Source organism: Polaromonas sp. P3_B1 (assembly GCF_056402935.1).
Window position 1 is genome coordinate 65233 of record NZ_JBFUGK010000008.1, and the last position, 12190, is coordinate 77422.

Here is a 12190-nt window from a genome sequence, read left to right on the forward strand (position 1 = left end):
CACGCCGGCGCCGGCGCCGGGCGCAGCGGGGGTCAGCGCAGGCCCGACCTGTACCTGGCGATGGCTTTGGCCCTGAGGTCTTCGCTGATTTCCATTTCACCGGCAGCGGACGCAACCGGCGCGGGCGAGGTATCGGCGGCAGCTGGAGGCGTCTGCGGCGATGCCGGCTCACCGCCGCGCGGGCCGAAAATTTTGGTTTGCGCGTAGGCGGCGTAGCCGCGCAAGCGCTCGTCCTTGCTGTTAAGCGCCTCCTGGATCACTTCGGTGGCGTAGGGCAGATCGTGCAGGAATTGGTGGACGTCCAATGAACGGCCGAATTCCCGCTTGATGGGGATGACCATGCGTACCGCATGGGCCATGAGATCGGAGTCAGGCGGGTTCATGGTGAGCTGCATGGGTCACAGATCGTCACAGCCGCGCCTCAAGCGCCTGAAATCATTTCACCGTGCTGGGCAAGGTCAAGGCCCAGGCGCTCTTCTTCCGCGGTCACGCGAAGGCCCGCGAGCGGTTTGACCACCAGCAAAATCAGCCACGTCGCCACGCCCGCGTAAGCCGCCACCGCGCAGGCCCCTATGAGGTTGGTCAGTACGGTGGCGGTGACCGGTGCAATTTCCTTGAGTGCGAAGACCGGGGTCAGGATGGTTCCGATAAAACCGCCCACGCCGTGAAGTGCGAACACGTCGAGCGAGTCGTCGATTCCCGTGGCGCGCTTGAAGCGGGTCACAGCGAGGAAGCAGCCGATGCCGCCCGCCGCACCCAGCGCTGAAGCGCCGATCACACCGACAAAGCCGGATGCCGGCGTGATGGCAACCAGGCCGGCAATGGCGCCCGTCGCCATCCCCAGCACACTGAACTTGCCGCGCTGGAGATATTCGCAAATTCCCCACATGAATGCGCCAACGCAGGCTGCCACCTGGGTGGCCAGCAGGGCGCCCACGGCGCGCGAGCTGGCTTCAAAAGCCGAACCCGCATTGAAGCCGAACCAGCCGGCCCACAACAGTCCCGCACCGATGATGGTCACCAGCAGGTTGTGCGGCACCATGGGCTCCGTGCCGAAGCCCTTGCGCGGCCCGACCACCTTGGCGGCCACGAGGCCGCTGGCGCCCGCCGCGATGTGCACCACCGTGCCGCCCGCAAAATCCATGTGTCCCATGCTGGCGAGCCAGCCGGTAGGTTGCCAGATCCAGTGCGCCACCGGCGCGTAGACCAGCAGAGTCCAGAAAGCCGCGAAGAAAATGGTGGCGCTCAGGCGCATGCGTTCCACCGTGGCGCCGATGATCAGCGCAAAGGTAATGATGGCGAAGGCCAACTGGAACAGGAAGAAAGCCGATTCCGGCACGGTGGCTGCGGAAACGTGCGCACCGACCTTGGCGCCCAGCAGTCCCTCACTCAGCGCCCGGCTCATGTCCCCGATCCAGGGATTGCCGGGTGTGAATGCGAGTGAGTAACCAATGCCCGCCCATATCAGCGTGATGACCGCGGTGGCGGCAAAGGTATGCGCCACGATGGAGAGCGCGTTTTTGGCCCGCATCATGCCGCTGTAGAAAAGCATGATGCCGGGAATGGTCATGAGCAGCACCAGCACCGTCGAGATCAGCATCCAGGCGGTGTCCGCACCATTGAACTTTGTCAGCGCCGGCGCCGCCGCTGCCGCAGTGGTTTGGGCGTGAAGGGGAGCTGATGCGACCAGCGCCAGGACGGGGGCCAGCAAGCTGAAGGCAGGCAAGCTGCGAGTAACCGGAGTTTGGCTCATACATTCCCTCTCGATGTTTAGTTATGCGAGAGAATGTTACATCTAGCTACAGATATTTGATAAGTAAAAAATACCTAGTTATGAGAATTTAGTCTCTTTTTTGTGGCACTTCGACCTCTTTTGTGCCTTGGTGGCTGACCAGCTGTAGCGCTTCTGGCGAGGCGGCAGGAATATCTGCGGTCACGCCGAACAGTTCCGCGACGGCCTGCCGGTATTGCGGCTGCCCGACCAGGTTGGCGTTATGGTGCGAACCGCCTTCGACCAGCACGAAGCGCTTGGGCTCGGCGGCCGCATCGTAAAGCTTGCGCCCCAGGTCGGGCAGTATCAGGCGGTCTTCACCGCCGTGCACCACCAGCAGCGGTGAACCGATCTTGCCCACCTTGCGCACGGCCTCAAAACGCTGGGTGATCAACAGGGACACCGGCATCCAGCCCCACTGGGGAGAGCTGCTCACCACGTCGGCAATGGAGGTGAAGGTGCTTTCGACGATGGTGCCGCGCTCGTCGCCGACTTCGGTCGCCAGGTTGATGGCGATGGGGCCGCCCAGCGAGTGGCCGAAGATGTAACGTGGCCTGTCCGGGTATTTTTTCGCCAGCCAGTCCCAGGCGGCACGGGCGTCCTCATAGGCGGATTTTTCGGAGGGCAACTCCTGCGTGCTTTTGCCGAAGCCCCGGTAGTCGATGGCCAGCACCGCGAACCCGAGCTCCTGCATGCGGCGCATGCGCGGCGCCGAGCCGGTGACGTTGTAGCGCGCGCCGTGCAGGTACAGCAGCACGGGCGCTTTCGCGGTATTCGGGGTATTTGCGGCCCCGGCCCGGTCGTTGTCCAGCCAAAGGCCGTGCAGGCGAACCGGCTGGTCGTCGGCGGGGGTGAAGTCGATCCAGACGTCCTCCATGCCCACCGCTGCCGCCGCGCCGCCGCTCCAGGTGCGGTCGCTCGGCTGGAAGATCCAGGCGCGTTGCTTTTCATCGAGGGTGGCGCAACCCGCCAGCAACGCCAGCGCCATGCCAAAAGAAGTGAAGAGCTGCCAGCGTTTCATCGTCATGACTGAGTGCGCCCTGTCCGAAAAGTTCTGGCGGCTGGCGTTTCCCCGTATGTAACAGCCGGCGCTTTGCGTGCTCGTGCCGGCTAGCGCCCGCGCAGGAAGAGTGAGTCCAGCTCCTTGATGCTCACCTGCCGCCAGGTCGGCCGTCCGTGGTTGCACTGGTCGGAGCGCTCGGTGGCCTCCATCTGGCGCAGCAGGGCGTTCATCTCGTCGAGCGTGAGCTTGCGGTTGGCGCGCACCGCGCCGTGGCAGGCCATGGTCGACAGCAGCTCGTTCTGCGCGCGCTGGATCACGGTGCTGGCGTCATGTTGGGCCAGTTCGGCCAGCACGCTGCGCGCCAGCTCCACCGCGTCGCCTTGGGCCAGGCTGGTGGGCACGGCGCGCACCGCCAGGGTCTTGGGCGAAAAAGGCGTGATCTCCAGGCCCAGCGTTGCCAGGGTCTGGGCGCAGGCCTCGGCCGTGGCGACTTCCTGCGGGCTGGCGGCAAAAGTGGCGGGGATCAAGAGCGGCTGGCTGGCCAGGCTGGCGCCTTCGCCGCCGTCCATCTGGGTTTTCAGGCGCTCGTAAACAATGCGCTCATGGGCTGCATGCATGTCGACGATGACCAGGCCCTGGGTGTTTTCGGCCAGCACGTAAATGCCCTGCAGTTGGGCAATGGCTCGGCCCAGCGGCCAGTCTCCGGGAGGCAGGGGGACGGCGCCGTCGGGGCTGGCTGCCCCATTGGTGGGCGATGCGAAGGCGGGCCCAGGTTCGGGTGCATGCGAAGACGCGGGCAGAAAAATACCGCCTGTCTCGGTGCGGCCTTCCCCCGAGGGCGATGGCGCCGGCCACATGGCTTCAAAGTCCGAAACCCGGTTGCCGCCATGGCCCCCATTGCTGCTATGGCCGGCGAAATTCATGGTGGGCTGCGCCCATCCCTGGCGAGAAAAAGCGAGATTCTCCCGGGGAGCATCCGCGGGCATTGAGGCTGCCGGGGTGATGCCCGCATCGGTGGTCGCGGAGGAGCGCGGAATCGCCAGGGCGTTTTCGGTGGCATGGCGCACGGCCTGGTGCACCTCGCGGCTGTCGCGAAAGCGCACCTCTATTTTGGTCGGGTGCACGTTCACGTCCACGCGGCTCGGGTCTATCTCGACATACAGCGCATAGACCGGCTGGCGGTGGCCGTGCAGCACGTCCTCATAGGCGCTACGCGCCGCGTGGGTCAGCACCTTGTCGCGCACATAGCGGCCATTGACGTAGGCGAACTGCTGGTCGGCGCGGGAGCGGGCGGCATCGGGAATGCCGGCCACGCCCCAGACACGCACGGCGGGCCGACCGTCATGGCGCAGCGCCGAACTTTCGTAATTCACGGTGACCGACTGCTCGACGAATTCGCTGCCCAGCACATCGGCCAGGCGCTGCGCGTGGGCCTTGTCGCCGCTGGCGGCGCGCCATTGCTCGACCAGCTTGCCCTCGTGCCAGATGGCAAAGCCGACATCGGGCCGCACGAGCGCGTGGCGGCGCACGGCTTCTATGCAGTGGGCCAGTTCGGTGGCGTCGGTTTTGAGGAATTTGCGGCGTGCAGGGGTGGCGTAAAACAGCTCGCGCACTTCCACGCTGGTGCCCCGGCTGCGGGCGGCGGGCTTGAGCTCGCCGGTGCGGCCGTCCAGCTGCCAGGCATGCTCGCTGTCGGCCGTGCGGGACAGCAGGCTCATGTCGGCGATGGAATTGATGGCCGCCAGCGCCTCGCCGCGAAAGCCCATGGTGCCCACGGCTTCCAGATCCTGAAGCGAGGCGATCTTGCTGGTCGCGTGGCGCCTCAGGGCCACCGGCAGTTCCTCGCGTGGAATGCCAAAGCCGTCGTCCTCGACCAGGATCAGCCGCACGCCGCCGGCCAGCAGGCGCACCGTGACCTGGGTGGCGCCCGCGTCCAGCGCGTTGTCCACCAGTTCGCGCACCACCGAGGCCGGGCGCTCCACAACTTCGCCGGCGGCAATCTGGCTGATCAGTTCATCGGGCAGTTCGCGGATGGGGCGGCGGGTGGTGGCAAGGCTCATGCAGGGATTTTAGGGTGTCACCCATTTTTCGGCCGGAAGCCGGACGCGAGCCCTGCGGGCCGCGCGGCTTGTAATATTCTGTTTCTGTTTTCTCCTTACCCAAAACCATGCCTTTCAAAATTCCCCGTTTCGCGGTCCTCGCAATCCTGCTGCTGGCGGGCCCGGCCATGGCACAAGCCGCGGGCGCCCCGGTGTGCGTGCAGGATGAAAGTGTCAAGGAGCGCTTTGTGCCGGTGGAGCTGCTGACCGGCAATCCCATGACCGAATCGCGCGAACTGGTGTTCGCGCCGGTGGACCGGGTCTATCCTTTTGTCGACGAGCTGCCCGATGGTTCGCTGGGAAAAGGCGAGGCCGCGCTCAAGGGGCCTTTCTCCTGGGAAGGCCAGGAAGTCTACGAACGCAAGGTGCCGCGCGCCCATGAGCGCTTCGCCCTGACGCCGGACCGCACGGCCATAGGCCGCGTCTACGACCAGCGCTTCGGCAACGCCAGCAACGAAGGCAAGTTCCCCGTCGGCGCATGGTCGCAAGGGCAGGTAAGGCGTTACAACACCACCTATTTTTCGCCGCGCGGCCCGCGGCAGGAAACCACGACCCTCGAAATCGAAAAACTCTCCTGCACCTATGAGGGCGTGCCCGGCGCACTGCAGTACGGCTGGAAAACCAGCGGCGGCCTGAGCTACGGTTATATCTATGCGCCCGGCAAGGGCCTGGTGCATGTGATGACGCGCGCCGGCGGCCGTTGAGGCCCACAGGGCAGGGCCGGCGCACCTGTCAGAATCGGGGGCATGGAACTAGCAGCCTTTCTCATCGATTTCATCCTTCACGTCGACAAGCACCTGGAAGCTTTTGTCACCAGCTACGGTGCCTGGGTTTATGCCCTGTTGTTCATCATTATTTTTGTGGAAACCGGCGTGGTCGTCATGCCCTTCCTGCCGGGCGATTCACTGCTCTTCGTGGTGGGCGCGATGTGCGGCGTGGGCCTGATGAGTTTTCCGCTCGCGGTCGGGTTGCTGTTCATGGCGGCCGTGCTGGGCGACCAGTGCAACTACAGCATAGGCCGGGCCCTGGGGCCCAAGGTTTTCCAGTGGGAAAACTCGCGCTGGTTCAACAAAAAAGCGTTTGACCAGGCCCACGCGTTTTATGAGCGTTATGGCGGCATCACCATCATCGCCGCGCGCTTCATGCCTTTTCTGCGCACCTTCGCGCCCTTTGTGGCCGGCGTGTCGGAGATGACGCGCAGCAAATTCACGCTGTTCAACCTGGTGGGCGGCGCCCTGTGGGTGGGCGGCATCGTCACGGTGGGCTACTTTTTCGGCAACATTCCCTTTGTCAAGACCCATCTTGACAAGATCATCTGGGCCTTGATTCTGGTGCCCGGCCTGCTGGTGCTTTTCGGCGCCTGGAAAGCCAAGCGCAAGGCCGCGTCGGCCGCCGCTTCATCCTGAGCAAGGCACAGGCCAGGCTGGTGAGGGTGGGGTAAACCCCGGTAAATGACAATTAATAAGTAAGCGTATTATTTATCCGGCTTCCTTATTTTCGAGCGAGTAGCCATGAACGTGCCGCCCCTTTCAAGCACCGAACTCTCCCGCTGGACACAGCCCGGCTCCAGCCGTGTGCCTTTCTGGGCCTACACCGACGCCCAGCTCTACCAGCGCGAGCTGGAAAAAGTTTTTTATGGCGCGCACTGGTGCTACGTGGGGCTTGAGGCCGAGATCCCCAACGTCGGTGATTACAGGCTCAGTCACGTGGGCGAGCGCCAGGTGCTGATGGTGCGCGACCGCATCGCGCCCAAGGACCGCGCCACCGACCACGGCATACGCGTGGTGGAAAACCGCTGCGCCCACCGCGGCGTGCGCTTCTGCCAGAACCCGCAGGGCAATGCGCGCAGCTTTGTCTGCCCCTACCACCAGTGGACCTACAAGCTCAACGGCGACCTCGCGGGCCTGCCTTTCAAGGACGGGGTCAAGGAGGGCGACTGCCTCAACGGCGGCATGCCCGAAGGCTTTGAGCTGAAGGACCACGGCCTGACCAAGTTGCGGGTGGCGCTGCTGCACGGCCTGGTGTTCGCCACCTTCAGCGAAGACACCGAGCCGCTCGAAGACTACCTGGGCCCGCAGCTGATGCCCTGGCTGGACCGCATCTTCAAAGGCCCCGAAGGCGCGCGCAAGCTGACCCTGCTGGGCTACAACCGCCAGCGCATTCCAGGCAACTGGAAGCTGATGATGGAAAACATCAAGGACCCTTACCACCCCGGACTGCTGCACACCTGGTTCGTCACTTTCGGCCTGTGGCGCGCCGACCAGAAAAGCCGCATGGTGATGGATGACGAGGGCCGCCATGCGGTGATGATTTCGCGCCGCAATGAAGGCGGGCAGAACGCGGCGGTGACGGAGGGCGTGACCTCCTTCAAGGCCAATATGGCGCTGAATGACGACCGCCTGCTGGACGTGGTGCCCGAACCTTGGTGGACGGTACCCGATCCGTCGAACCCGGGCAGCGACATCACGCCCACCGTCACCATGATCACGCTGTTCCCCAGCCTGATCATCCAGCAGCAGGTCAATTCGCTGAGCACTCGCCACATCGTGCCGCGCGGCCAGGGCGAGTTCGACTTCATCTGGACGCATTTCGGTTTCGCCGACGACACACCCGAGATGACGCAGCGCCGCCTGCGCCAGGCCAACCTGTTCGGCCCGGCGGGCTTTGTCAGCGCGGATGACGGCGAGGTGATTGAATTCAGCCATGCCGGCTTCGTGCAGGCCGGTGAGGGCGCCACGCTATGCGAACTGGGGGGCACCGGCACGGAGATGACCGAGCACATGGTCACCGAAACCCTGATCCGCAGCATGTATGCCTACTGGAAAAAGGTCATGGCACTATGACGGCGAGTGAACAGGGCATGCAGCGGCTGCTGCTGCAGGTGCAGGTGGACCAGCTCAACGCGGACTACGCGGCAGCGCTGGATGAAAAACGCTTTGAGGACTGGCCGGCGTTTTTTGTGGAAGACGGCAGCTACAAGGTGCAGGCCCGCGAGAACTTCGACCGCGGCCTGCCGCTGGCGCTGATGGCGCTGGAAAGCCGCGGCATGATGAAAGACCGGGTCTACGGCATCACGCAGACGATTTACCACGGGCCGTACTACACGCGCCATGTCGTGAGCCCCGCGCGCATCCTTTCGCATGAGGGCAATACCATCCGGGCCGAGGCCAACTATGCGGTGTTTCGCACCAAGCCGGGCAGCGTGAGCGAGGTCTACAACGTGGGTCGCTATATCGACGAGCTTACCCGTGTTGACGGCACGCTCAAAATCACGAGCCGCCTTTGCGTCTACGACAGCGAGATGATTCTGAACTCGCTGATCTATCCGGTGTGAGCGTGGTGTGTAGGCGATAACGGCGGGCCGAGGCCTCCGCACAGATCCGAACAGACATCAAAAAAGCGGCCCTCGTGTAACGAGAGGCCGCTTTTTTTTGAAGAGCTGCCGGCTCAGCGCTTCTTGCCCACCTCGTTGCCGATCAGCGCGCCGGCTGCGGCGCCGCCAATGGTGGCGATAGGCCCTCCCAGAAGCACATTGCCCGCGACACCGCCGGCAACCGCGCCGACGGCCGTGCCGATCTGTGCATTGGTGGGGCGGCTGGCACAACCGGCCATCGTCGAAATGGCAAAAACAGACACAGCGACTGTTGTGAGAAATTTTGAGATCATTCGGTTACCTGGGGGTGTTAAGCCTTCGGCTTCGGAGTCATTGGACCTCCCAAGCTTGAAGGCAGGTGATGAAGGTTCGATCAAGGGGCTCGATGAAGCGGGATGATCTTAAGGGCGTTGATTCATCCAAAAGCCGTTCCGCAGGGCGGCGCTAACCATCCCGCGGAACTACTTACGGTTTCTTACCGCGCTTGAGCCAGGCTTGACGGCCGGTTCAGCGCTTCTTGCCCACTTCGTTGCCGATCACCGCGCCCGCGGCCGCACCGCCCACGGTGCCCAGGGTGCTGCCGAAGACGGCATTGCCGACGAGGCCACCGGCCACGGCACCGACCCCGGTGCCGATCTGCGCGTTGGTGGGGCTGGTGCTGCAACCGGTCACCCCTATCAGGGCTGCCGCGGCGACTGCCGACATCATCAGTTTCGTGTTCATGTTGTTCACCTTTGCTAAGAGTTTCAGGCTCTTGCAACGGGCCGCCACGTACCTGATGGTCGGGTGAGGCCCGGCTTCGCCTGTGACATCACTGTAGGTGAGCGGCTTTTTCCAGGCTGTAGGAAAAGTACTTCGCGACCTGTCGGCCCGCCGCAGTCTTTTGCGGTAGTCCTGCCGGTCGTTTTCGGGGTGGGTAGCCTACACCGCGCGGTTGCGCGCCAGCGGTGGATTGCGCGCGAAGTAGCGTGTGATGCCGCGCATCAAGGCGTCGGCCAGCTGAACCTGGTACTGATCGCTGCGCAGCTTGGCTTCTTCGTCGGGGTTGCTGATGAAGGCCGTCTCTACCAGCACGCTGGGAATGTCGGGCGCTTTGAGCACGGCGAAGCCGGCTTGTTCGACCTTGGGCTTGTGCAGCTTGCCGACGTTGCCGATTTCGCCCAGCATGGCGCTGCCCAGCTTGAGGCTGTCGTTGATCTGCGCCGTGGTGCTCATGTCCAGCAGGGCTTTTTGCACCTGGGCATCCTTGGCCTTGACGTTGATGCCGCCCACCAGGTCGGCCGAATTTTCCTTGTCCGCGATCCAGCGCGCGGCGCTGCTGGACGCGCCTTTCTCGCTGAGCGCGAAGACGCTGGCGCCCTGGGGCCGCGCCGTGAAAAATGCGTCGGCATGGATGCTGATGAAGAGATCGGCCTGCACGCGCCGCGCCTTTTGCACGCGCACATGCAGGGGCACGAAGAAGTCGGCGTCGCGCGTGAGGTAAGCGCGCATATTCGGTTGCTGGTTGATGCGGTCGCGCAGGCGGTGCGCGATTTGCAGCACCACGTCTTTTTCGCGCGTGCCGCCGGGACCGACGGCGCCGGGATCTTCGCCGCCGTGGCCTGGGTCGAGCGCCACGATCACCAGGCGGTCGGTTTTGTTTTTGGCGGTGGAAGCGGCCGCGGGGGGAGCATCCGGTGGCGTTTTTGCCCCGCCCGGCGTGTTTGCGGTTGCGGGGGTTTTGTCCTTGTCCTTTTCCGCGACGACGGGTGGCTGCGGTTTGCCGTCGGGCTGCTTGCCCGACTGCCGCGCGATCAGGTCGGCGATGGGGTCATTGGCTGGCGCAGGTGCGGCTGCGGAGCCGGCTTGCCGGTCGGCGAGCTTCTCTGCAATCAGGGCTTCCAGCGGGTCGGCCACCTGCGTCGGATAGAGGTCGAACACCAGCCGGTACTGGTAGGCGGCCACCGGCGGCAACGTGAACACCTGCGGCTGTATCGGCTGCTTGAGGTCTATCACCAGCCGCACCACGCCGGGAGCGTTTTGTCCCACGCGTATGCCCGAGATGTTCGGGTCGTCGGACTTGACTTTGGCCACCAGCTCGCGCAGCGCCGGAATGAGGTCTATGCCTTCGATGTCAACGGCCAGCCGGGGCGGTTCGGCGACAAAAAACTGCCGCGCCTTGATCTCGCCGTCCGACTCGATGGTCAGCCGCGTGTAATCCTTGGACGGCCAGACGCGCACGGCTACGATGGTGGCCCCGCGCGCGATGTGCTGCATGCCCAGCAACAACACCACGCTGCCCAGTTGCAGGGCGTTGCGGCGGTTCAGCCCGGGGCGCTTCATGCGAGCAATTCCGCGCCGGTAGGCGTGTGGGCCGCCAGGGTAACCGCGCGTGTGTCGTCCGGCAGAACTTCCAGGCGCAGCAGCAGGTCGGGTTGCGGCAGGTGGGGCCCGGCCTTTTCGGGCCACTCAACAAGCTTGAGCCCGGGCGCGGCGAAGATGTCGCGGAAGCCGGCTTCTTCCCATTCGCGCGGATCATTGAAGCGGTAGAAATCGAAGTGCCAGATGTTCATGCCGCCATTTTGGCCTGCATCCGGGCCGGCCGTGGCCAGCGTGTAGGGTTCGACCACCGCGTAGGTCGGGCTCTTGATCCGGCCCTGGACGCCCAGGCTTTTGAGCAGGTGGCGCACAAAGGTGGTTTTGCCGGCGCCCAGGTCACCCTGCAACTCGATCAGCGCGCGGCCTATGGCGGGATGGCTCGCCAGGGAACGCGCAAAGTCCGCCGTGGCCTCTTCGTCATGCCAGGTAATGTTTTTTACAATCGGCGGGTGTCCGCCAGCAACGCTTTGAACAGTCATCAGTTCGTTTCTCAAATTCAGGCTTGGGCGCGCGAGCTTGGATTTTCGCAAATCGGCATCGCCGGCGTCGATCTGTCCTCGGCTGAACCCGGATTATCGGCCTGGCTGGCGGCGGGCTTTCATGGTGACATGCATTACATGGCCGCGCACGGACTCAAGCGCGCCCGGCCGGCTGAGCTGATTCCCGGCACCGTGAGCGTCATCACGGCGCGCATGAACTACCTGCCGGCGGCTACCTCCGCGGCGCCGGGCGAGTGGCAGGCCCTGGAATTCAGCCGCCTGGAGCGGCCCGCCGAGGGCATTGTGTCGGTCTATGCGCGCGGCCGCGACTACCACAAGATCATGCGCGGCCGCTTGCAAAAGCTCGGCGAACGCATTTCGGCGCACGTCCAAAAACTGGGCCACCGCGCCTTTACCGATTCGGCGCCGGTGATGGAGGCCGAACTTGCCGCCCGCAGCGGGCAGGGCTGGCGCGGCAAACACACGCTGCTGCTGAACCGCGAAGCCGGCTCCATGTTCTTCCTGGGCGAAATTTACGTCGACATCGCGCTGCCGCCCAGCGGGCCGGTGGCGGCGCATTGCGGCAGTTGCCAGGCCTGCATCGATATCTGCCCGACGCGGGCCATCATCGCGCCGCACAAGCTCGACGCCCGGCGCTGCATCTCCTACCTGACCATAGAACACGCCGGCCCCATTCCGATGGAACTGCGCCCCCTGATCGGCAACCGCATCTACGGCTGCGACGACTGCCAGCTCATTTGCCCCTGGAACAAGTTCGCCCAGCGCAGCGCCTTGCCCGATTTCGACGAACGCGCAGGCTTGACGGGGCAGCAGCTGGTGACGCTGTTCGGCTGGAGCGAAGAGGCGTTTTTGCGCTTTACCGAAGGCAGCCCGATACGGCGCATAGGCCACGAACGGTGGCTGCGCAACATCGCGGTGGCCATGGGCAATGCCTTGCGCGTGCTTGATGCGGCCGCCGCAATGCCAGTGCGCGAAGCCCTGCGCGCGCGCGCCGCGGATTGCGGCGGTCTGGTTTTGGAACACGTCGAATGGGCGCTGGCCCAATCACCAACGCCGTTCACCAACGACATTCGGTAATATCCCCCG

General features: G+C 64.4%; 13 protein-coding genes. 5 read left to right on the plus strand and 8 right to left on the minus strand.

Features of this window, described 5'->3' with window-relative positions; all coding sequences use genetic code 11:
• Positions 1 to 32: 32 nt before the first annotated feature.
• From AC1DXS_RS06730 to mutL, 4 genes are all read right to left on the minus strand, one after another.
• Entirely contained in the window at positions 33 to 395 is a 363-nt protein-coding gene (locus AC1DXS_RS06730) for a hypothetical protein (protein ID WP_477736746.1), read from the minus strand.
• Positions 396 to 421: 26 nt separating this feature from the next.
• Entirely contained in the window at positions 422 to 1753 is a 1332-nt protein-coding gene (locus tag AC1DXS_RS06735; RefSeq protein WP_477736747.1) for an ammonium transporter, read from the minus strand.
• Between the two features lie 88 nt (positions 1754 to 1841).
• Positions 1842 to 2792: an alpha/beta hydrolase gene (locus tag AC1DXS_RS06740; protein ID WP_477736811.1), complete on the minus strand. Its 951-nt coding sequence runs from the start codon at positions 2790 to 2792 to the stop codon at positions 1842 to 1844.
• 89 nt (positions 2793 to 2881) lie between these two features.
• The gene (mutL, locus tag AC1DXS_RS06745; protein ID WP_477736748.1) at positions 2882 to 4834 is read right to left on the minus strand and encodes a DNA mismatch repair endonuclease MutL; all 1953 of its coding nucleotides are present in this window, start codon (positions 4832 to 4834) and stop codon (positions 2882 to 2884) included.
• A 107-nt stretch (positions 4835 to 4941) separates the two neighbouring features.
• Here mutL and AC1DXS_RS06750 point away from each other — a divergent pair, with 107 nt between their 5' ends.
• The 4 genes from AC1DXS_RS06750 (at position 4942) to AC1DXS_RS06765 (ending at position 8207) form a co-directional block, all read left to right on the plus strand.
• Complete coding sequence (locus tag AC1DXS_RS06750; RefSeq protein WP_477736749.1) at positions 4942 to 5577, plus strand: hypothetical protein; 636 nt, start codon at positions 4942 to 4944, stop codon at positions 5575 to 5577.
• 42 nt (positions 5578 to 5619) lie between these two features.
• Positions 5620 to 6279 (plus strand): VTT domain-containing protein, encoded by a 660-nt coding sequence (locus tag AC1DXS_RS06755; protein WP_477736750.1) that lies wholly within the window; start codon positions 5620 to 5622, stop codon positions 6277 to 6279.
• A 105-nt stretch (positions 6280 to 6384) separates the two neighbouring features.
• A complete protein-coding gene (locus AC1DXS_RS06760; protein ID WP_477736751.1) occupies positions 6385 to 7716 on the plus strand; it encodes an SRPBCC family protein in 1332 nt (443 codons plus the stop codon).
• A 17-nt stretch (positions 7717 to 7733) separates the two neighbouring features.
• Positions 7734 to 8207, plus strand: a complete 474-nt coding sequence (locus AC1DXS_RS06765) for an aromatic-ring-hydroxylating dioxygenase subunit beta (protein ID WP_477736812.1) — start codon at positions 7734 to 7736, stop codon at positions 8205 to 8207.
• 113 nt (positions 8208 to 8320) lie between these two features.
• On the opposite strand, the gene AC1DXS_RS06770 is transcribed toward AC1DXS_RS06765, so the two are convergent.
• The 4 genes from AC1DXS_RS06770 to tsaE all read right to left on the minus strand — a co-directional run bounded on the left by AC1DXS_RS06770 (position 8321) and on the right by tsaE (position 11083).
• Positions 8321 to 8539, minus strand: a complete 219-nt coding sequence (locus AC1DXS_RS06770) for a glycine zipper 2TM domain-containing protein (protein WP_477736752.1) — start codon at positions 8537 to 8539, stop codon at positions 8321 to 8323.
• A 214-nt stretch (positions 8540 to 8753) separates the two neighbouring features.
• Entirely contained in the window at positions 8754 to 8969 is a 216-nt protein-coding gene (locus tag AC1DXS_RS06775; protein WP_477736753.1) for a glycine zipper 2TM domain-containing protein, read from the minus strand.
• Positions 8970 to 9167: 198 nt separating this feature from the next.
• Positions 9168 to 10568: an N-acetylmuramoyl-L-alanine amidase gene (locus AC1DXS_RS06780; protein ID WP_477736754.1), complete on the minus strand. Its 1401-nt coding sequence runs from the start codon at positions 10566 to 10568 to the stop codon at positions 9168 to 9170.
• Positions 10565 to 11083, minus strand: a complete 519-nt coding sequence (gene tsaE, locus AC1DXS_RS06785; RefSeq protein ID WP_477736755.1) for a tRNA (adenosine(37)-N6)-threonylcarbamoyltransferase complex ATPase subunit type 1 TsaE — start codon at positions 11081 to 11083, stop codon at positions 10565 to 10567. The genes AC1DXS_RS06780 and tsaE overlap by 4 nt, the downstream gene beginning before the upstream one ends.
• Between tsaE and queG the strand changes: the two genes are divergently transcribed.
• The gene (gene queG / locus AC1DXS_RS06790; RefSeq protein WP_477736756.1) at positions 11024 to 12181 is read left to right on the plus strand and encodes a tRNA epoxyqueuosine(34) reductase QueG; all 1158 of its coding nucleotides are present in this window, start codon (positions 11024 to 11026) and stop codon (positions 12179 to 12181) included. The two genes, tsaE and queG, sit on opposite strands and share 60 nt — an antisense overlap.
• The last annotated feature ends 9 nt before the right edge of the window (positions 12182 to 12190 follow it).

What these genes read in the sequence shown, in the direction of transcription:
- AC1DXS_RS06730 (WP_477736746.1), bottom strand. Translation starts at nt 395, where the DNA reads ATGCAGCTCACCATGAACCCGCCTGACTCCGATCTCATGGCCCATGCG.
- AC1DXS_RS06735 (WP_477736747.1), bottom strand. Translation starts at nt 1,753, where the DNA reads ATGAGCCAAACTCCGGTTACTCGCAGCTTGCCTGCCTTCAGCTTGCTG.
- AC1DXS_RS06740 (WP_477736811.1), bottom strand. Translation starts at nt 2,792, where the DNA reads ATGAAACGCTGGCAGCTCTTCACTTCTTTTGGCATGGCGCTGGCGTTG.
- mutL (WP_477736748.1), bottom strand. Translation starts at nt 4,834, where the DNA reads ATGAGCCTTGCCACCACCCGCCGCCCCATCCGCGAACTGCCCGATGAA.
- AC1DXS_RS06750 (WP_477736749.1), top strand. Translation starts at nt 4,942, where the DNA reads ATGCCTTTCAAAATTCCCCGTTTCGCGGTCCTCGCAATCCTGCTGCTG.
- AC1DXS_RS06755 (WP_477736750.1), top strand. Translation starts at nt 5,620, where the DNA reads ATGGAACTAGCAGCCTTTCTCATCGATTTCATCCTTCACGTCGACAAG.
- AC1DXS_RS06760 (WP_477736751.1), top strand. Translation starts at nt 6,385, where the DNA reads ATGAACGTGCCGCCCCTTTCAAGCACCGAACTCTCCCGCTGGACACAG.
- AC1DXS_RS06765 (WP_477736812.1), top strand. Translation starts at nt 7,734, where the DNA reads ATGCAGCGGCTGCTGCTGCAGGTGCAGGTGGACCAGCTCAACGCGGAC.
- AC1DXS_RS06770 (WP_477736752.1), bottom strand. Translation starts at nt 8,539, where the DNA reads ATGATCTCAAAATTTCTCACAACAGTCGCTGTGTCTGTTTTTGCCATT.
- AC1DXS_RS06775 (WP_477736753.1), bottom strand. Translation starts at nt 8,969, where the DNA reads ATGAACACGAAACTGATGATGTCGGCAGTCGCCGCGGCAGCCCTGATA.
- AC1DXS_RS06780 (WP_477736754.1), bottom strand. Translation starts at nt 10,568, where the DNA reads ATGAAGCGCCCCGGGCTGAACCGCCGCAACGCCCTGCAACTGGGCAGC.
- queG (WP_477736756.1), top strand. Translation starts at nt 11,024, where the DNA reads ATGCCAGGTAATGTTTTTTACAATCGGCGGGTGTCCGCCAGCAACGCT.
- tsaE (WP_477736755.1), bottom strand. Translation starts at nt 11,083, where the DNA reads ATGACTGTTCAAAGCGTTGCTGGCGGACACCCGCCGATTGTAAAAAAC.